17 protein-coding genes are annotated in these 19,040 nt (G+C 54.0%); 7 read left to right on the top strand and 10 right to left on the bottom strand.

All coding sequences use genetic code 11. From position 1 onward, the window contains the following. Positions 1–69: 69 nt before the first annotated feature. A complete protein-coding gene (locus K7H09_RS00295; RefSeq protein ID WP_022522528.1) occupies positions 70–3,081 on the top strand; it encodes a hypothetical protein in 3,012 nt (1,003 codons plus the stop codon). A 10-nt stretch (positions 3,082–3,091) separates the two neighbouring features. Here K7H09_RS00295 and K7H09_RS00290 read toward each other — a convergent pair whose 3' ends face one another. After that, entirely contained in the window at positions 3,092–3,808 is a 717-nt protein-coding gene (locus K7H09_RS00290) for a trimeric intracellular cation channel family protein (RefSeq protein ID WP_082116921.1), read from the bottom strand. A gap of 177 nt (positions 3,809–3,985) precedes the next feature. Between K7H09_RS00290 and K7H09_RS00285 the strand changes: the two genes are divergently transcribed. From K7H09_RS00285 to K7H09_RS00275, 3 genes are all read left to right on the top strand, one after another. Next, positions 3,986–4,480, top strand: coding sequence for an NfeD family protein (locus tag K7H09_RS00285; RefSeq protein WP_141440822.1), 495 nt, complete (start codon positions 3,986–3,988; stop codon positions 4,478–4,480). A gap of 2 nt (positions 4,481–4,482) precedes the next feature. Beyond that, positions 4,483–5,535, top strand: a complete 1,053-nt coding sequence (locus tag K7H09_RS00280) for an SPFH domain-containing protein (protein WP_141440821.1) — start codon at positions 4,483–4,485, stop codon at positions 5,533–5,535. Between the two features lie 246 nt (positions 5,536–5,781). After that, complete coding sequence (locus K7H09_RS00275; RefSeq protein WP_009288201.1) at positions 5,782–7,581, top strand: GGDEF domain-containing protein; 1,800 nt, start codon at positions 5,782–5,784, stop codon at positions 7,579–7,581. A gap of 20 nt (positions 7,582–7,601) precedes the next feature. On the opposite strand, the gene K7H09_RS00270 is transcribed toward K7H09_RS00275, so the two are convergent. The 7 genes from K7H09_RS00270 to K7H09_RS00240 form a co-directional block, all read right to left on the bottom strand. Then, on the bottom strand, positions 7,602–8,924 hold the full coding sequence (locus K7H09_RS00270) for a DUF2252 domain-containing protein (protein ID WP_009288200.1): 1,323 nt from the start codon (positions 8,922–8,924) through the stop codon (positions 7,602–7,604). A gap of 75 nt (positions 8,925–8,999) precedes the next feature. Further along, positions 9,000–10,493, bottom strand: a complete 1,494-nt coding sequence (locus K7H09_RS00265) for a sodium:solute symporter family protein (RefSeq protein WP_141440820.1) — start codon at positions 10,491–10,493, stop codon at positions 9,000–9,002. Next, a complete protein-coding gene (locus K7H09_RS00260) occupies positions 10,486–10,713 on the bottom strand; it encodes a hypothetical protein (protein WP_027960159.1) in 228 nt (75 codons plus the stop codon). Before K7H09_RS00260 ends, K7H09_RS00265 begins: the two co-directional genes overlap by 8 nt. 11 nt (positions 10,714–10,724) lie before the next feature. Continuing rightward, positions 10,725–12,146, bottom strand: a complete 1,422-nt coding sequence (locus K7H09_RS00255; RefSeq protein ID WP_141440819.1) for an amidase — start codon at positions 12,144–12,146, stop codon at positions 10,725–10,727. 145 nt (positions 12,147–12,291) lie between these two features. Continuing rightward, positions 12,292–13,194, bottom strand: a complete 903-nt coding sequence (locus K7H09_RS00250; RefSeq protein WP_009288197.1) for a LysR family transcriptional regulator — start codon at positions 13,192–13,194, stop codon at positions 12,292–12,294. A gap of 9 nt (positions 13,195–13,203) precedes the next feature. Continuing rightward, positions 13,204–13,680: a GNAT family N-acetyltransferase gene (locus K7H09_RS00245; RefSeq protein ID WP_009288196.1), complete on the bottom strand. Its 477-nt coding sequence runs from the start codon at positions 13,678–13,680 to the stop codon at positions 13,204–13,206. A gap of 204 nt (positions 13,681–13,884) precedes the next feature. Beyond that, entirely contained in the window at positions 13,885–14,520 is a 636-nt protein-coding gene (locus K7H09_RS00240; RefSeq protein WP_041158265.1) for a glutathione S-transferase family protein, read from the bottom strand. Between the two features lie 148 nt (positions 14,521–14,668). On the opposite strand from K7H09_RS00240, the gene K7H09_RS00235 reads away from it, so the two are divergent. Beyond that, a complete protein-coding gene (locus K7H09_RS00235; RefSeq protein ID WP_022522513.1) occupies positions 14,669–15,652 on the top strand; it encodes a helix-turn-helix transcriptional regulator in 984 nt (327 codons plus the stop codon). 117 nt (positions 15,653–15,769) lie between these two features. Further along, positions 15,770–17,290: a sensor domain-containing diguanylate cyclase gene (locus K7H09_RS00230; RefSeq protein WP_035538237.1), complete on the top strand. Its 1,521-nt coding sequence runs from the start codon at positions 15,770–15,772 to the stop codon at positions 17,288–17,290. Between the two features lie 8 nt (positions 17,291–17,298). Here K7H09_RS00230 and bluB read toward each other — a convergent pair whose 3' ends face one another. Continuing rightward, positions 17,299–17,976 carry a 5,6-dimethylbenzimidazole synthase gene (bluB, locus tag K7H09_RS00225; protein ID WP_009288193.1) on the bottom strand — a complete coding sequence of 226 codons (678 nt, stop codon included), beginning with the start codon at positions 17,974–17,976 and terminating at the stop codon, positions 17,299–17,301. A 57-nt stretch (positions 17,977–18,033) separates the two neighbouring features. Then, positions 18,034–18,789, bottom strand: coding sequence for an NAD(P)H-dependent oxidoreductase (locus tag K7H09_RS00220; protein ID WP_039860256.1), 756 nt, complete (start codon positions 18,787–18,789; stop codon positions 18,034–18,036). 88 nt (positions 18,790–18,877) lie between these two features. On the opposite strand from K7H09_RS00220, the gene K7H09_RS24385 reads away from it, so the two are divergent. Beyond that, positions 18,878–19,036 carry a helix-turn-helix domain-containing protein gene (locus K7H09_RS24385; RefSeq protein WP_233974201.1) on the top strand — a complete coding sequence of 53 codons (159 nt, stop codon included), beginning with the start codon at positions 18,878–18,880 and terminating at the stop codon, positions 19,034–19,036. The last annotated feature ends 4 nt before the right edge of the window (positions 19,037–19,040 follow it).

Below are 19,040 nucleotides of genomic sequence, written 5' to 3'. Positions count from 1 at the left end.
CACTGCCCAACGCCGCGCATAATGCCATAAAACACGTCCCAACAGGAGTTATCTGCTAGGGAAGCCACTATGTCAGACGCGAACACTCGTAAAAATCGCCTACCTCGCCTGCTGCGAAGGGCGTTGGTTGGCCTACTGTTTATCCTCTTTACCTGGGTGGCGGGCAGCTATTGGCTGCTTAACAGCCAGTGGCTGCCCGAGCGCATTTCACAATTCGAGGGCATCGACATCCGCTGGGAGCAAGGCGTTAGCCGCCACCCAGGCCGCTGGGAAGTAGAGGGACTCTATCTCGCTCGTGAAGATGAAGCACTGCCCATCTCAATTGAAGCCGAACGCGCCACCCTTTCGCTCTCGCTAATGGCTCTATTACGCGGCGAACTGCATATCGACACACTCGATGCCGAGGGTATTCGCCGCCTGACCGTTGGTGACATCGCGCTTGAAGCTGACGGCCAGTTGCAGGTAACGGAGACCACGCTAAGTCGCGACACCCTAGCGATTCCTAACGTTTCCCTCGCCATTACCAATGGTCGTTTAGTTCGCTTGAGTGATCAAGAGACCTTAGTGCGTGATATTAACCTTAACGCTGATGCAACGCTCAATTCGATAACTCCTGTCGACGCTACCAGCGGCGAGCTGAACCCCAACCTACTAGCAGCGCTCTCAGCACAGCTTCAGTTGGATGCCCAGGCGGATGCCTGGAATGTCTTTATGCCCTACCTAGGCACCCTGCCCTGGCTAACCCTTGAGGGGCGCGGGGCGCTAACTGGAGCACTGGAGCTCACCGCAGGAGAATTACAGCCCGGCAGCAAGCTTATACTGAACGCGCCCCTGCTACGCTTAGCGATTGATGAGCAACGTTTACATGCGCCGACTGACTCGCCGCGCTGGATACTGGCGGATACCCCTCCGCCTCGTCACACGGCTACGGGCGAGGGCCAAGTGCGCTTGTCGGTTGAGAACGATCAACTGCATTTTTCAACGCAGCTGGCCGATGTTGAGCTAGCCGACACGCACCCTTACGCAGAGCATACCGAGCTACGCCTTGCGACCCAAATTCCTAATCAGCGACTGGATCAACTCGACCTTCCCACCTCAGCGACACTCGCCTTGCAAGGCGATATCACCCGCCTGGATATGCTGGATCGATATCTTTCGCCCGGTATAGGAGAACGGGGTTCTGAAGGAGAGAGTTCTGAAGGACAGGATTCTGAACGTGAGAACTCTGAACTGGAAGGCATCAGTCTTTCCGGCCATGGGCAAATTGAGGCCTCTGCCAGCATTCGCCAATCGCGCCTTTTTGATGCCCAACTAAGTATTCAAGCAACTGAGTTGATGGCAGATACGCGTGGCTTCATTGCCCGAGGTGGCGGCTCATTAGATGCCCAGCTAACGCCACAAGAAATTATCGAAGCAACGCTTTACTTTGCCAACGCCACGCTGCACCACCAGGAGCGTCTGCTGCTTGACGATGCCGCTATCAACGTCTCGGCATCGAGCCCAGCTGATCCAGAAAAGGCCCGCGAAGAAGCATCCGCGACATTGAGCTGGCAATCCGCGCAACTGCCTAATATCAGCGTTTTACAAACCTACTTAGGCGCCATTTTACCTGACCCCGCGCCACTGCAGTTGCTTAGCGGGAAAGCCGCCAGCCACGGCCAGCTCACCATGGCGTCAAAACAGCTCAGCGGAGAGGTACATTTAGCCGGAAACGGGCTTACCACACGCTGGCAACATGGCGAACAAGTCGGCACGTTAACCAGTGATATGCAGCTTTTCCTGCCTATTCAGCAGGCAGCAATGGATGGCTCAACGCTGAACATCAGCGGCACCCGGTTGAGCTGGCAAGTGGCCGATATCGACCAACCGAGCGAACGCTTAGAGAGCATATTGGTGCTAAATGATGGTCGCTTTCAACGCAGAGGTGACGTACCAAGCGGGCAATTTTCACTCGAGGGAAGCGTGCAACGGCTAGGCTTTTTAAATGCGTTTTTGCCTGACGCCCACGGTTTAGCCATCGCGGGTGAAGGACAACTCTTTTCTCAGGGCGCCTTTCGCGATAACCGCTTGCTGGCACCCACTCGGCTGCGGGTCAACGCCGACCAGTTAGAAGTCACGTTTTTAGATTATCTCGCCACCGGACGGGGCGAGCTCACCGCCCAGTTGGATAGCACCGAGCGGGCCCAGCTCTCGCTTGGCATCCCCCGCTTTGCCTTGAGTCGCCAAGGCGATGATAGCCCGCACCTGGAAGGACGCCACTTTGCTCTCACCACGCAAACCGAGCGCTTTAGCGATGTGCTTGAATCTCCACAGCCCGAGCACTTCACCACGCGCATCGCGCTGCCGATTACCGAGGTGCCCGACTTCACCCGTTACAACCGCTACCTGCCCGAAGGCGCGGGTGTTAGGTTGCTGGATGGGCAAGCCAGCCTGGAAAGCGAGTGGCTGTTGGAAGGATTAAATGCACAGGGCGAACTAACTCTGCGCGCCTTCGGCGCAGAGTTAGTGCTGTTGGATCAGCAGCTTCGCGGCGACGTTCATCTCGACTTACACCTAACCGACGGCGACCTGGAAACGCGTCGTTTTAACGCAGATGACTCATTCTTACGCTTGGAGAACGTTAGCCGACAAAGTGAAAATGGCTCTGCCGATGCCGGTTGGTGGGTAACGCTTTCCATGTTGGATGCGCAATTGGCGTGGGAAGACCCTATTCGTCTCGTCAGCCAGCTCCGCCTTGAGATGCGCGATACCGGTTTACTCGCCCGGCTATTTCTCGCACGCGCAAGGGATAGCGACTGGTTAGGGCGACTGCTAAATGTGCACGATATCGAGGGCACGGCGCAGCTAGAGATCAGCGGCAAGCAGATCAGCCTTAGCGACTTGACGCTCGCTGGTGGCCCGCTGCTGCTGCTTTCCGATGTCGCTCTGGCAGACCGCAGCGCAAACGGCGCGCTCTATGCCCACCTTGGCGTGATTGGATTAGGGGTTGAACTTGAGGACAGCGAACCAACCTTGCATGTTATTCAACCCCGCCGCTGGTTTGACCGCTGGCGGGAGACGAACCGCTCCCTTAATCATTAGTCTCTAATGATTAGCGTTTTTTGCGCTCACGGCGAATCATCCTCACCCGCTCTTTAGCCTTTTGCGGTGTCGAGAGCGGTGCTGCCGCCTCATCATGGGTTTTCGGCGGCACCGTGACCCAGGCAAACACCGGCAACGCCAAGTGCCAATGGATCGCCGCCAAACGCAGCCCGAGGGTGACGCTTAGTGAGGCGCCAATCGCCATGGTTAGCGGCGCCTCCAGGGCATGCAGCGCCACGTAAACGATTCCCCCAGCCATCGCTGCCGTCGCATAAATTTCTTCGCGAAGCACCATGGGCACTCGCTGGGCCAATACATCACGTATCATGCCGCCTGCTACGCCGGTCATCATGCCCATCAAGACAGCTACCGTTCCAGACGTGCCCAGCAACAGTGCTTTATGAGTCCCAATCACAGTAAACAGTGCCAAGCCAAACGCATCAGCGATCGGTAAAAAGCCCCGCGACAGGCGGTGGATATAGTGGAAGCCCATCAACGACACACCTACGGTGGCTAAAATCACCCACAGGTAGGTTGGATCCGTCACCCAGAACACCGGCCTTACACCGAGCACTAAATCACGCAGCGTGCCTCCACCAATGCCGGTCACCGCTGCCAGCACCAGCATACCTATAGGATCCATGCGCGACCGGCACGCCAAAATCACGCCCGAAAGCGCGAACACGATGACACCCGCCATATCCAGCCAATAGACCACGCCCGACAACACGCCCTTCTCCTTTTTTATGCTCGCTATCTTTAAAGGCAGGCAGGATAGCACCCTTCAGAGGATATGCTCGCACCCAAAAACACGCTTGCGACCTAAGCAAGATAAGTTCACATAATTAGGTTACGCTGACCGAATTGTCATTAACACTTGCATTCACGACGGAGTAACACTGCTATGGACTGGAGCCCGGCTTATAGCTGGTTGGTACTCGCCTTACTATTAAGTTTGGCAGAGCTGACTTCTGGCGCGATGGTGCTGCTAGCGCTGGGTATTGCCGCTGCGCTAACAGCGGCCGTTACAGCGCTAGGATTAACGCTTCCTTGGCAACTGCTTGGCATGGCTATTTTTACCGGGGTACTGCTGCCAATATGCATTATGGTCATTCGCCCGCGCTTCTCCCCCCGCGGCATTGCTTATGGCACAACAGGCACAGGTGTGGAAAAAGGTAATCGCTACACTACTCTACGCCGGGATTTTGATGATGCCACGGGCATTAAAGTCAACGGCGATTTCTACCGCCTGCGCGTACTTGAAAGCGGTGAAACCGAGCTACCCAGCGGTACGCTGGTCATATTTAAACGATTTGAAGGCACCACTGCGCTAGTCGCATTACATCAGCCTGAAGACACAGCCTTTCAAGATGACAATTCCCAACGCAAGGAGCCTTAACCATGGATCTACCTATAAGCCCCGGCTTATTAATAAGCCTCATTATTGTCGTGATCGCAGTACTGATCATCTCTAAAGGCCTAATTATTATTCGCCAATCGGAAGTAATGGTGGTTGAGCGCCTAGGTTCTTTTCACCGCGTTTTAGAAAGCGGCATTAACATCATCATTCCATTTATCGAACAACCCCGCGCGATCACCATGCTGCGCTATCGCAAAATGGGTGAGGACTATAACGCTATCACCACCGACGAAACCCGCATTGACCGCCGCGAAACGGTGATGGATTTCCCCGGTCAGCCGGTCGTCACCACTGATAACGTTACCGTTCGTATCAATGGCGCGCTCTACTACCAAATCATCGACCCCAAGCGGGCCGTCTATGAGGTAGAGAATATGAGCCAGGCCGTCGAAGTACTGGCGAAAACCACGCTACGTTCAGTGGTTGGTAAAATGGAACTGGATAAACTGTTTGAATCCCGTGCGGAAGTGAATAATGAGATTCAGGCCGCGATGGAAGAGCCTGCTTCCAAGTGGGGGGTCAAAATCTCCCGTGTCGAAGTACAGGATATTGCCATGCCGGAAGAGGTGGAAACCGCTATGCGCCTGCAAATGGCCGCCGAGCGTAAGCGCCGTGCCACCGTCACCGAGGCCGAGGGGGAAAAATCAGCGGCGATTGCCATGGCCCAGGGCCAACGTGAATCCTCGATCCTCAACGCTCAAGGTGACAAAGAGTCGGCCATTCTACGTGCCCAAGGTGAGCAGGAGTCGATTAAACTGGTGCTTAGTGCCATTGGCGATAGTGAAGAGAATAAGCGCACCGTAGTGGGCTACCTGCTGGGCCAGAGCTATATCAAGGTACTACCCAATATGGCGAAAAATGGTGAGCGAGTATTCGTACCCTACGAGTCCTCTGCACTGCTTGGCTCAATGGGCATGTTCCGCGAAATGGCCGGCTCACCAGAAGATACTGTCGCAAACCACCTTAAAAGCCGTAATCACGGTGACAGTGATTTTCGCAGTGGGCTGGTAGGCGGAGCCGCTAGCGGTAACTAAAAGCGTACTTGAGTATTTATATGCTTTGCAAAGCCTGGCCCGAGTGGCCAGGCTTTTGGGTTAAGTGCAGGAAGCTAACCGCTAGCAAGCGTTGAAGAAAACATCACCTAATTAAGGCTCATATTCGTTAAACTCTACGCTTAATGCTCAGCCTCACTTTTATTGTGCACGTAGCGTCGTTAATGATGGCCCCTATGTAGCACTTATTAATAGCAAGATCGCGACCAAGAGATTAGGACGTTCACCATGCCGCCTAGTGGGTTCGCCATTCGCCGAAGCACTCTACTGCTCTTAACGCTTGCGTTACTGTTGGCATATTCAGGCTACCTACTAGCTGATACCTCTCCCAAACCGCTCCATAATTGGGAGTATCGCTGGGGCGACTCTCCTTACGATGCCGATAGCCATCCTCAATGGCTGCAAAGCGACTCGACAGAGTGGCAGTCGATTGACTCCCCTTCGAACCCACCTGGTCGCAACGGGCACGAACACCTCTGGTTACGTACGACAGTGCCCGCCGGTGATTGGAACGATCCAGTACTTTTTATCACCAGTATCAATTTGATTGGGCAAGTTTATCTAGACGATGAACTGATCTATCAATATGGTGAATTTGACGAACAGGGAAAAGGCGATTTTGCGGGCTGGCCATGGCACATGATAGACCTACCAGAAAATGCCGCCGGTCAGACGCTTACCTTTCGCTTTTACTCTTACTACACCAGTATTGGCTTATGGGGCCAAGTCCAGGTAATGGAACGCATTGAGGTTTTAAAGCAAATTATCCATGAATCTGCTCAGGATCTCGGTGTGAGTGCTTTGGTATTGGTGCTCGCTATCCTGGCCACCATTTTCGCGTTAATAGGTCCCGAACGCCGTGGTTTTGGGTCTATTGCGTTGTTTGCTTATGCTTCAGGGCTAATGCTGCTTGCGGAGACCCCAGCCCGTCAACTCATTGCCGATGAGCCATTGACCTGGGACACACTCCGAGCAGCCAGTTACTACACCCTGCCGGTGGCACTGGGGTTGTTACTCAGCTATTGGTTGGAGGGCACCGCTAAGCGCTGGATAACTCTCCTTTGGGTTATTCACTTGGTGTATCTGGTGCTGGCGATTGGTTTGGTTCAATTGGGAGTGCTGAGCCTTTCATTAACCTTCCCCATCTTTGATGTCATGCTGGCCTTAACGCTCCCCATAATGCTGGCACTTGCGCTCATGCGCTTTCAAAAGCTCACCCTTGAACAACGGCTTCTGGTAGTGAGTTTTACTTTTTTTGCCCCGCTGCTACTCGCCGATATGGTGGTCGCCCACGGCTTTGTGGGCTGGCGCAGTGTGCCCTTGAGCTACGGCACACTGGCTTTTTCTTTAGCGAACGCGGCTATTTTTCTGTGGCACTATCGGCATACACAGCAACAACTTGCCATGGCCAATGAGACTCTAGAGCAGCAGGTGGCGGCGCGAACCGCCGACCTCGACCGGTTAGTTCAAGAACTGGAAGGGCTCTCACGCAAAGACCCATTAACAGGCTTGCACAACCGTCGCCATTTCGACACGGCATTCGAGCACCATTGCCAGCGAGCTAAGCAGCATGACAGTCAACTCTCCGTGCTAATGCTGGATGTGGATCACTTCAAACAGATTAACGATGATTTTGGTCATGACGCAGGAGATGCCGTACTGGTCGAAATCGCCCTGTTATTGCGGCACCACTTAAGAGATTTGGATGTGATCTGTCGCTTTGGGGGCGAAGAATTTGTTGCCTTGCTACCTGCTACCTCCCGAATCGCTGCCGAGACGCGCGCAAAGGCGCTGTTAACATCCATTGCTCATCAGGCATTTATTCATCAAGGCTCTTCTCTGCGGAAAATCACGCTTTCCTGCGGTGTCGCAACATATCCTGATCACACTCAAGACCCTAAGAAATTGCTGCGCCTTGCCGATGAAGCACTTTATCAAGCCAAGCACAGCGGCCGTAACCGCTGTGTAGTATGGGAAGAGACACTTGAAGAGCAGGGATTTATGCTCGGTAGGCAACAGCCGCAATAACCACTCATGGTATTGGTTAATTAAGCAGCCCCCGACGCCAGGAAGTGATCAATAAACACAGCGTAATCCTGCTCTGTGCAGTCGGCGTAAGCCACCGCCAGTGTTGTAACCACCTCAATAAACAGGTCTTCACGCCCTTTTAATCGTTGGCAAACGGCCTTGGCAAAGCGTGTTGAGTCACCCTGGTTAAGCGCCTGGGCACCGCGCAGGTGTTCACGGGCGAGAATTTCTCCCCACTGCTTTGCCAGTTTTCGATATGACTTACCGCCAGAAAGCTTATGGGTCGGAAAGTCTTTCTTGAACGGCGAGCGCTCACGCACCGAAAACACCTTTCCGTTCATGGTTAGCCAGCCGAGATAGGCATCTGGGTGCTCAGCAATGGCGTGGAAGGCAGCTGCATGACGGATGGCTTCGTTAGGAAACAGCTTACGCCACGCCTGCTGCTGTTTTTTATCCATTAATCGAAATGCTTCTGGAGGTACCTGCTCTTTAACATCCAGGATGATGTCATCGTGCTCGTGCTCGACACCGCCTTCAATCAAGACGTAATAGCGTTCGACACCCAACGAACCGGTGCCTGCATCCAAACGCCGTGCCGTATCTTTGACGCGAAAATGGTGGGGATCACTCTCTTTAATAGCGTGTTGTAGCGTTTGCTGATACTCCTGCTCAATTAAGCGGCGTAGTTGGCTGGCCACATCCGCAGGCAGGTTAGCGAGCTTGCCAGGCCGTTCGGCGAACTGGCGGCCTTTCTGCTCATCTAGGGTCGTCCACTTTTCGAGCATCCGCGCACGGCTCTGCTTATCGGCGACTTTACTCATAAAGGGCTTAAGCAGGCCCTTTGCACTATCAAGGGTCACGGCGTGCACGGGCTGACTATCAACGTGATCGACCAGCGTTTGGTAATAGCCCTCTATTAACTTTTTAAGCGCTTTATCAATCGTTTTTGGATCCAGCTCAGCATTTTCACGAGCATCTAATACGACGCTGATAGCCAGCCGCCACAGATCATATTGGTAGTCGCCAATCAGCGCATCATCGAAGTCATCCATGCCGTAGCGCACTTGGTCATCGTGGTGACCATAAGCGCCAAAGTTATAGACGTGGGCGTCGCCCTGCAACCAGGTTTGGGTCTCCGGCCAGCCGCCAAACAGGGCGAACCGCCAATCGTGCCATACATCATTCCAGTACAAATGATTACTGCCGCGATAAAAGCGGTAGGGCGACGCAGCCATTTTGGCGTACTTAGCTTGGCGGGTGGCCGTTGGTAAGGCGTTATTCGCCTGGTGGGTAGCCTCAATCACCTGCTGAGGGCGGTTATGTCCAGTCAATGCATGACTCATCGAATTACCTTTGTTGATGCAAAAAACACTTTAGTACAAAGGTAGTCGATAACCATGAATAGATTAAGTCAGCACTCACACCGCAGCCCGACGTCCCCGTTGGGTAAAACCTCGTGGAGCGGCAATACGAAAGAAGCGCTCCACCACCTCAGCGTGGGTAGCAGGCGTAATCAAAGAGACGGCGACAAATACCGGCAGGTTGAGCATCAGCCCCCAGAAGCCCGCGTGAATACCCATTGGGTGTGGCCAAAGAGTAGTAAACGCCACGGTAATCAGAAAGCCCGCTACGATACCCGCCATTACACCTAAGCGAGAAGCCCGCGGCCAGAAGAACATGCCGATAAAGGCAGGCAGCACCTGGGAGGCAAACCCGAGCCCCACTAACAGAATCATTACCAAACTGCCGGGCTCGGCAATGGCGAGCGGCGCGACCACTAAAAACATAATGGGCAGAATCAGCAGCCGCGCAAGTTTTCCGGTAACGCCATCCGAGAGTTTTAGCACCGGCTGTAGTACATCCTTGCTGAGTGACAGCGATACCGAATGAATAAACGGCTCGCTGGAAGACATTGAGGCTGCCAGGGTTCCTGCGCCAAGCAATCCTACTAATACCACCGGCAAGTGCTGCATGGCGTACTCAAGTACCACGGTATCGGCCCGAGCCAGCTCAGGCAGCGAAAAAATGCCGATGAAGCCTACAACAACCATAGGCAGAATAACCACGTAATACGTGGGTAGCCACGTTGCGCTGCGACGAATAGTACGTGCCGAGGAGGCGCTCATCCACTGCGTCCACACCGGCGGCATAAACGAAAACATCGAAACGATGATCGAGGTCGTCCAGAAGCTAAAGCTCATATCGCCGCCTGCGCCGGGCAGAGTGAGAAACTCGCTATGCTCGGCTTGGATACGCTCGAACACGCCCGCAAAGCTCAACCCGCCGGTGGCGCTATGAACGGCCCAGAGGCCAACGGCCCAAGCCACAATCAGCATCAACACGCCTTGAAAGGCATTGGTGCGACCAATCGCCCGCTGCCCGCTGGCGTAGAGATAAACGGCTATGCAAGCCAGTACCAGCACGACACCTAGCCAAATCGGAATCAAACCGCCGCTCACCACAAACAGAATATAAGCCGAACCTATGGTCTGCAGCACCGCATAAGCAATGGAGCCAATCGCCATGACAATTGCCGCCAGTGCGCCCAGGGCGGGGCTCTGGTAGCGATCAGCAATGGCGCTCGCCTGAGTCACGTGACCAAACTGCTCGCCGAACTGCCACACTTTAGGGCCGAAATACCAAGCGACCAGCGCTAGATACGAGAGGTAAATCGCCACATAAAACACCGCCACCCCTTTGGAATAAGCCCACCCGGGCGCTCCCATAAAGGTGTAAGCACTCACACTACCGGCGGCAATAAGCAAGTAAAGCGTCACCGGCCCCATGCTGCGGCCCGCTACGCCCCACTCCTCCAAGCTATTCATGGAACGCCCTGCTCTGGCGCGTAAGCCAATCACCATGGCAATAGCGACATAGGTCAAGGTAATCAATAGTGGCCAAGGGCTATTCATGGTCGTCTCGCTCCACAATACGATTGCCGATCAGCATCACCACTACGCAGGCAAAAATCACCAGGTAGCTCCACACTACTAACAGAGGCAAGCCCATCACTAAGGTGGCTCTGTTTACCCAACCAATCACCGGCCACGTTCCCGCCAGCACCAGCACCACAAACGCAATTAACAGCCCCCAGCCCGCCCGGGAGGTAGGCAGTACTAATAAACGTTCCATGAGTGTTCCTCTTATTTAACTGCAGAGTTAATCACTGGCAGCATCGGCCAGCGCGTGGGCAACGCCAAACGCGTTTCTAGCAGCCTTGCCAGTTTCAGCACAAAGTGATCTCCAAAGCGCGGGCCAACCAACTGCACACCTATCGGCATATTGACGGAACTAGCGGAACGGCTAAACCCAGCATTAAGCGAGATCGCAGGCTGCTCGCCCATATTCCACGGCACGGTGTAAGCAATGTGCTCAAAGGGCCGACGCGGATCATTGGTAGGCGATGGCCACTCAGCTGGGAAGGCGATATTGGGTGTGGTGGGTGAAATCACCGCATCGACCTCATCAAATACGGCTTCGGTGGCGCGTCGCATCGCCATGGTTTGCTGAAAACCGTGCACTGCTTCTACGCCACTTAAGTGTGCACCACCATCGGCCCAGGCTAAAATGGCAGGCAACACTTGCTCACGCTCGTTAGCCGAGAGCTTTAACAGCTCGCCCCACTGACGGGCCTGCCAGAAGTGATCCAGTCCCTCTAACATTTCGCGGGTCAGCACTGGCGCCATCGGCACCAGCGTTGCCCCAGCGGCTTCCAACTGCTTTGCAGCCTGTTCCACGTGGTGGCGAATCTCATCATCCAAAGGTAACCCGCAGCCCGCCTCCATCATCACACCCACTCGCAAACCTTTAACGTCGAGCTCCAGATCCATCCAGTCAATCGTTTCCGGCGGCAGACGCATCGCATCGCGTCGATCTGTGCGGGCAAGCGCCGTCATCATCAGCGCGGCATCCGCTACGCTTCGGGTCATTGGCCCGGCACAGCGGCCTACATAATAAGGGTCTATCGGTACCCGGCCCAAAGTGGGCTTAAAGCCGACGACACCACACCACGCCGCAGGAAGGCGTATCGAGCCACCAATATCGGTGCCCACATGCAGTGGCCCAAGCCCAGCAGCGGCGGCAGCGCCCGCGCCCGCGCTTGAACCGCCGGTATTACAAGCTAAATCCCATGGATTGCGGGTCAAACCATGAAACGACGAGAGCCCGGATGAGAGCATGCCAAAGTCGGGGCAGGTAGTTTTCGCCAGCAGCAGAGCGTTATCTTCCGCTAATCGAGCAGCGGGGGGAGCGTCTTCGGTGGCAACAGGCTGCTCGCCAAGCCCGGTTCCCCCCGGCACTGGCATCCCTTTGGTGGCAATCAACTCTTTAAGGGTTATTGGCACGCCATCTAGCGCGCCGCTAGGTTGCCCCTTAGCCCAGCGCTGGGTGGAGGCTTCGGCTGCTTTAATGAACGCATCAGGCTGATAGGCATACAGCGCATTGATGTGCGGCTCCCAGGCGTCGATATGCTCAACCAGGGCGCTGGCTACTTCAGTTGGCGAGAACCTATAAGCTCGGTAGCCATCAATTAATTGAGTGGCGGTGAGTTGGTGTAGTGCAGGCATCACATTACCTTTTGCTGTTGTTATCAGGCTGACGTTATTAACAAGCTCAGCATGAACCCACACCGTGTCTTCTGCTATTTCAATCTTGACCTCAGCGTGTCCACTTTTTGTGTGCACTCTTCGCTTTTAAAATCTTTCAGGATGATTAGACTGGCAGTGTCTGTAGGGCACTTGCCAGCAGCGAAAGGCAAGCTTCAGTGGCAAAGCTGCGCTGGCGATGGCGATAAACGCAGAGATCAATTCGCGCGGCCTCAAGCTCTGAAGGAGCCAAGGGGATGCTAATGAGTTGACCTAATTGGCACTCCCGAGCTACCGCCATCGGTGGCAATACCAGAACGCCTGCGCCGTTAAGGGCAAGTGCTTTTTGAGTTTCCAGCGAGGCGGTCTTAAAGGTAGGTATTAGGGTAACGCCTGCCCGGTGTGCTGCACGCTCCAGCGCTTGGCGAGCACCATAGGATTCATCAGGTAAGATCAACCGGTGCTCTGCCAAGGTGTGAAGACTCACCTCAGAAGCTGCGGTCAACGGATGGCCTGGAGCCATCACTGCATGGTGATGCAACTCGGCACTAGCAAAGGGCACAATGTCATCATGCCGGGGCATAAAGAAGGACAGGCCAATATCGGCATCGCCTCGGCGCAGCGCCTCCACCATTTGGCTAGCGCTGACGATCCCGATATCAAAACTCAAATGGGGATAGCGCTGCCCCATCTTGGCTAACGTAGGCGCTAGCAAGCCAGCCACAACGCCTTCCGCCACCTGCAAACTGACCCGCCCAGTTCGCAAGCCCTTCAAATCGGCAATATGTTCCTGCACCCGCTCTAGGTCACGGAGGGTACGCTGCGCCTGGGCAGCCAACAACTCCCCCGCCGCCGTCAGGCTAATGCCGTTAGGGCCGCGCTCGATGAGTGGTGCGCCAAGCTGGTGTTCCAGTAAATCGATCTGGCGGCTAATCGCCGTGGGGGCAATATGCAGTTGCGCGGCGGCTTGGCGCAGCGAACGGCACCGGGCCACAGTATCGAAATAGCGTAATGCGCGGCCACTGATCATAAGCGCCCCTTAAAGCCCCAGCTGCCGTGACATCACTGTTACGTTTTCGCCCCGATACTCAAGGCTTTCTTCATCTTGCCAACCCAGCCGACGATAGAGCGCCTGCTGGTCGGGAGTATAGAGATAGAAGCGCTCGATGCCGCTCTCAGCGGCTTCTACTTCTATCCGGCGTACCAACGCAGAGGCAATACCCTGCCCCCGCCATTCGGGTACGACAAATACTGAGGCAAGCCAGGGGGTAAATTCACGACGAATGCTCATATCATCGGCAATTAGGCTGGCGGTTCCCACAGGGGTTTCGCCTTGTATAGCCACAAAGATGGAGGGCACACCACCCTGACCACATTCGGCCTTTAAATGTTGAATAGCCTGTTCTTGGGTGAGACCTGGGTGTAAATGACCCCAGGCTTCAAATGTCCACCCCGAAACTAACACAACATTTGGATCGTCAGCGCTGAGCCGCTGGAGGGTGATATCGCTTTGCATGAATGGCGCCCTATCTTATTATTTAGCATAGGCGAATACAGTAGCGATATATGGGTAGGCTGGCCAGCGCCGATACCTTCCGCACACGCCGCTGGCCAGAGGCTTTACCGCTATTATCTATCGCAAAAACTGCAACCAGATAGGGTTCATCTACCTTGAAGGCAATTGCCAACTTAATACAAAAGCGGCAATGCAATTAAGCCATCAGACGGACAAAGGCTTCATTTTCTTAGCCAGTTCATCGTCCAACTCATTGGCCCGCTTGGCTGCTGGCCTGCTTTCCATACGCTCTATGTAATGCTTAAACACCTCTTTTGGTGGGATATTCTCCTGCATTGTTTCCCACCAGAGATAACTGCTAACCAATATATCTGCGGCAGTAAACTGATCGCCGCAAATATAAGCGTTTTCACTGAGTACTTTTTCAAGCGTATTGATACTGTCTTCCACTTGGCCACAACCAACGGCCTGTACGTTGCTGCTGTCGATTTTCCAATTGTAGGCCTTTGCACTAGTAGCCATTTCAAACGGACCCGCCATAAAAAAAAGCCAGCGATAATAAACTCCACGTTCGGGAGATTGCGGGGGTGGTGAAAGCTTTTTATCCGGAACCTGATCCGCCAGGTACGCGCAGATAGCCGCCACTTCCGTCACAACAGTGTTGCCATGTTTGATGGCAGGCACCTTGCCCATGGGGTTTATGGCCAAGTAGTCCTCAGATTTCATCTCTGAATCGAACTCCATCGCCTTTACCGAGTAGTCTATGCCTACTTCTTCCAACATCCAGCGCACAACGCGCCCGCGGGACATAGGGTGGGTGTAAAACGTTAGCTCTGACATATTAGGCTCCTTTTTCAGTCAATTTTCCGGTGACACAAGGTACTGCCAGATCAGATTAGTTTGTTAATAGGTGAGAATCCGCCCTAAATAAAAGCAACAATGCATTTTTCTGCAAGACTTTAACGATGGCTTCAGTAGGGAGGCAGTAATGGCAGGCCCCACAACACGCGTACTTGCGGTGCTTGAGTTGCTGCAAGCTAATGGCCAAATGGGCGGCGCTGAATTGGCCGAACGCCTGGGCGTGGATCGGCGCACTATACGGCGATACATTACGGCGCTGGAAGATATAGGCGTGCCGATAGTGACCGAGCAAGGGCGCTACGGTGGCTACCGATTGGTGGCTGGCTTCAAGCTGCCACCCATGATGTTTACCGACGAAGAGACATTCGCCGTTTCGTTAGGCTTATTGGCCGCTAGCCAGCTGGGACTAACAAACGCAGCGCCCGCCATTGCCAGCGTACAAGCGAAGCTCGAGCGAGTGATGCCAGCTAATTTAAAAAGCCGTGTTCGCGGTATCAGTGAGACCACTCAGGTGATCTTACCCCGGCGCGAACCCAGCCGTGATGACCGCGCCCTTGAGACGCTGACTAAAGCCACAGAGACCATGCGAACCGTGGGGCTTACCTACCACTCCCCGCAGCATGATCCAGTTAAGCGTCAGATCGACCCTTACGGGCTAGTTTTCCAACAAGGTAGGTGGTATGCCGTCGGTTTTTGCCATCTGCGGGGAGCCATGCGCTCATTTCGGTTAGATCGCATCAGCGGCGTGCACCTACTCTCAGGTACCTTCATACGCCCCACCCGCTTTGATGCAGCCGATTTTTTGAGCGAAAGCCTCATGTCCTGGGGCCCCACTCATGAAGTATCACTGGTGCTACACATTGATCATGCCGCGTCCGCTGGCTTTGAGAACCAATTTTTCTGTACAGGTCAGTTCGAACAGGTTGAAGGTGGACTACTGCTCCATACACGCACGGATAGTTTCGAGTGGTTTGCCTATTGGCTGGCACAGCTCCCATTTCAATTTACCATCCTCAAACCAGACGGCCTCAAAGAGGCGCTTCGCGAACACGCCAACCATTTACTAGCAAGTTGTGAGAGCGCTTCACCATATTCAACAGATACGCCCTGAAACAGTCTAAAACCTGGGAGATAATGAAGGCGCTATTCGCCTGATTTTAAGGATAAGGCTTCTTAGCCTCTTAAGTGCTAGTCTGTTAATCAAATAACTTTGAATACAGACTCACAAATGCAACATTCATCAAGGCGCACACACCGTCTTGCATTGGCGACAATTGCCCCGCGAATTTTTGCCTTTTGCCATACCTTCGGACTCACCGTATGGATTGCCGTGGTAGAAGGTAGCGGCTGGACACTTATTCTGCCCGGGATTTTGCTGCTGCTATGGCCCGGTGTTGCCTATGCGCTTGCTGTAAGCGCCCAGAACTCCAAGCGTGCCGAGTTCAGAAATCTCCTCTATGACAGCCTGCTATTTGGTTTTTGGTGCAGCGTGCTGGATTTTTACGTTTTAGCCACCATCACCATTGGGCTTGCCTGTTTGATGAACAATTTAGTGGTCGGCGGAGTACGGAAGATGCTTATTTCAGCCGTACTTTTCACAACCGCAGCCTTGATTGGAAGCGCCTTAACGGGATTCAAGTTTCGCCCCTATGTGAGCAACAATTTAGACATCTACCAATGGACGGGGGCAGTCATCTATTTTCTAACCATAGGCCGCATAACGTACAGTCAGAATCGTCAGATCGGCCGCAGCATTGGCGAGATTCAGTTTCAGAACCGAGTCTTTCACGCGCTGCTTGATCTCGGGACGGTGGCAAATCGTGCGACCAATATCCATACCCTGCTAGATGACTCATTAAACCACCTACACTCCCATTTCCCCGACTACGGTTTTGCTGTTTTTGTACAAGAACGACAACGTTGTGAAGTGACACGCTACGCGGCTGTTGCGGGACTAAGCCCAAAGGATGAACAGCGTCTAAAGCATCTATTGGCCAGCGTTCGTAGGCAAAGAGTACAGCCGGACACACGGCCACAAACAGACGAAGGCGAGAACCTATATGTCATGTCCATGGAAGGCCGTCTAAGCTTGTACGAAGGCTGGCTGATCATGAAAGCTCCCAGCCGAGAAGACGGCTTGGAGCAAATACTTTCCCTCTTTGCCGACCAACTAGCGGCCGCTACCGAAAATAAATTGCTACATTTGGAATTGAAGAAAACGGCTGAGCGTGACGGACTCACCGGCCTTTATAACCGAGGTTTCTTGGAAGCCGCGCTGCAAATGAGCATTCAAGGCAAGGCGCAGACGCCGAGCCTGGATTTTGCTGTATTGATGATGGACGTCGACAAGCTTAAGGAAGTGAACGACCATTATGGTCATGTTGCAGGCGATCAACTGATTTCCAGCGTTGCCAAGTACCTGCAACTTCACTGCAGGGACAGCGACATACTTGCACGCTGCGGTGGCGATGAATTCGTCATTCTATTTCCTTCTGCCGACTTGACGGCAGCCAAGCGTATGGCCAACTTGATCAGAGACAATTTGCCTGAACAGCGTTGCATTATCGACACCGCTAGCGGTGAACGTGAAGAACTGACGCTTCATTTGAGCTTGGGATTCGCCAGCTCCAGCGAAGTGCCTGCCATACAGGTATTTGCTCTGGCAGACCAGCGCATGTACGAAGACAAGAACCAGCGCCGCAAGCAAAGAGTAGATGACTTGGGCACAGCGAGCTGGCCCCCCTTATAAAAACTTCCTCACAAACCACTGGCAAGCGGCTGCCCCCACTGATCGCCATGTACTAGTTCACTTAATGGCAAGCGAGAGCGCCAGCCTTTGGCTTCAAGCTCTGGTTGGTCTAAAAACTCGCTAACATAGCCAAGGCAGAGATACGCCAAGGGGTAAACGTGGTCAGGCAGATTCAGCGCCTTGCTCAGCTGCTCTTGGTCGAGAATGCTCACCCAACCAACGCCAATACCTTCTACCCGCGCAGCCAACCAGAGATTCTGTACAGCGAGACAAGTGCTGAAAAGATCGGTATCCACCATACTATTGCGCCCCAGCACGTGAGGGCCGCCCCGGCTTCGGTCACAGGTAATACAGAGATTAAGCGGGCTCTCCATAATACCTTGCAGCTTAAGGCTGCGATAATGCGCTTGACGCTCGCCTTCAAAGCGTTCGGCGGCCTTCTGATTCTCCTGCTCGAACATCGCCAGCACTGCTTCTCTGACGCTGCGACTTTCAATCACGATGAAATCCCAGGGCTGCATAAATCCCACTGAAGGCGCATGATGCGCGGCCTCCAAAAGGCGGGCCAGTACATCAGGAGGTATTCTGTCGGGCAGAAATTGTGAGCGCACATCGCGCCGCTCGTGTATGGCGCGGTAGAGCCCACGGCGCTCAGCATCGGAAAAACGGTGGTTCGAGGTGGTCATGGCGCTGATTGGGCCTTTTGCTGATCTGTTTTATAGACAGTAAGAGTCTACACGAGCTCAGCCTAGCCGCCATCTCAGCGGGTTTGTTTGGCGTAAAACGCCATCTTCGTCCCAGTCATCCCATCCGGTAAAGGGGATGGGCAGTTCGCTGTCCAAGTTTCTCAGACGAGCTACCAAGGCCGCTTTGCAGGCCTCTAGGTGACCAATGATGTCAGCTTCCTCTTGGTAACGAATACCGCCACCTTGAATGCCGTAACCCACCTGAGGCGCCAGCACGTCAAAGCCAACATAATACAACGATGCGTGTATGGGCCACAGCCAGTGCACCATATTGCCAGCTCGGCCAAAAGGCTGAAATGCTTTCTCCGGTGAGCCCGTGGTGACTGATAGCATCGCCTTCCTACCGCGATAGTAGCCTCTGTCGTAACGCATGCGGCTTGTATAGCGCCCGCCATACACCAACACCCGATCAAACCAGCCTTTCAAAATGGCAGGCTGGGCGTGCCACCATAAGGGAAACTGGAAGATCACCAAGTCAGCCCACTCCAACCGCGCCAACTCCCGCTGGACATCCTGCGGTAATGTGTTTTTCTCGTAGTGAGCCCGCTGCTCATTGAGGGGATAGAAGTAGTCCGACGCCACGGCGCTATGCGGATATTGCTCAGGGCGCTCCACCGGATCAAACTGCTCAGCATAGAGATCATCCACTTCCACTGTATGCCCCTCGCCCACCAGTTGTTCTACCGCCCCATCCACTAAGCCGCCATTAAACGACTTGCGTTCAGGATGAGCCAAGACGATCAACACATTCATTCTGCGCTTCCCCTATTGATTGGTTCAACGACAGACTAACCTGTTCAAATACGCTCAAACATTCGCGAAAAATGACAACTCAGTTTGCATGAATGAACAGCAAATAAGGTGGGACGATCTAGCGATTGCAGAGGTGGGGGCGCTATCCGGCGCCAGCCAAGCGCTGCGTATCAGCCATGCCAACGTCTTCAGGTGTTTAAGCGAGATGGAACAAAGTCTAGGCGTGACTCTTCTCAATAGTGGCTAAGTTG

Source organism: Halomonas sp. IOP_14 (assembly GCF_021021315.1).
Taxonomy (GTDB): domain Bacteria; phylum Pseudomonadota; class Gammaproteobacteria; order Pseudomonadales; family Halomonadaceae; genus Vreelandella; species Vreelandella titanicae.
This window is presented reverse-complemented; position numbering and strand designations above follow the sequence as displayed.

Coding starts and splice junctions, on each gene's coding strand:
- K7H09_RS00295 (WP_022522528.1), top strand. CDS start 70: ATGTCAGACGCGAACACTCGTAAAAATCGCCTACCTCGCCTGCTGCGA.
- K7H09_RS00285 (WP_141440822.1), top strand. CDS start 3,986: ATGGACTGGAGCCCGGCTTATAGCTGGTTGGTACTCGCCTTACTATTA.
- K7H09_RS00280 (WP_141440821.1), top strand. CDS start 4,483: ATGGATCTACCTATAAGCCCCGGCTTATTAATAAGCCTCATTATTGTC.
- K7H09_RS00275 (WP_009288201.1), top strand. CDS start 5,782: ATGCCGCCTAGTGGGTTCGCCATTCGCCGAAGCACTCTACTGCTCTTA.
- K7H09_RS00270 (WP_009288200.1), bottom strand. CDS start 8,924: ATGAGTCATGCATTGACTGGACATAACCGCCCTCAGCAGGTGATTGAG.
- K7H09_RS00265 (WP_141440820.1), bottom strand. CDS start 10,493: ATGAATAGCCCTTGGCCACTATTGATTACCTTGACCTATGTCGCTATT.
- K7H09_RS00260 (WP_027960159.1), bottom strand. CDS start 10,713: ATGGAACGTTTATTAGTACTGCCTACCTCCCGGGCGGGCTGGGGGCTG.
- K7H09_RS00255 (WP_141440819.1), bottom strand. CDS start 12,146: ATGCCTGCACTACACCAACTCACCGCCACTCAATTAATTGATGGCTAC.
- K7H09_RS00250 (WP_009288197.1), bottom strand. CDS start 13,194: ATGATCAGTGGCCGCGCATTACGCTATTTCGATACTGTGGCCCGGTGC.
- K7H09_RS00245 (WP_009288196.1), bottom strand. CDS start 13,680: ATGCAAAGCGATATCACCCTCCAGCGGCTCAGCGCTGACGATCCAAAT.
- K7H09_RS00240 (WP_041158265.1), bottom strand. CDS start 14,520: ATGTCAGAGCTAACGTTTTACACCCACCCTATGTCCCGCGGGCGCGTT.
- K7H09_RS00235 (WP_022522513.1), top strand. CDS start 14,669: ATGGCAGGCCCCACAACACGCGTACTTGCGGTGCTTGAGTTGCTGCAA.
- K7H09_RS00230 (WP_035538237.1), top strand. CDS start 15,770: ATGCAACATTCATCAAGGCGCACACACCGTCTTGCATTGGCGACAATT.
- bluB (WP_009288193.1), bottom strand. CDS start 17,976: ATGACCACCTCGAACCACCGTTTTTCCGATGCTGAGCGCCGTGGGCTC.
- K7H09_RS00220 (WP_039860256.1), bottom strand. CDS start 18,789: ATGAATGTGTTGATCGTCTTGGCTCATCCTGAACGCAAGTCGTTTAAT.
- K7H09_RS24385 (WP_233974201.1), top strand. CDS start 18,878: ATGAATGAACAGCAAATAAGGTGGGACGATCTAGCGATTGCAGAGGTG.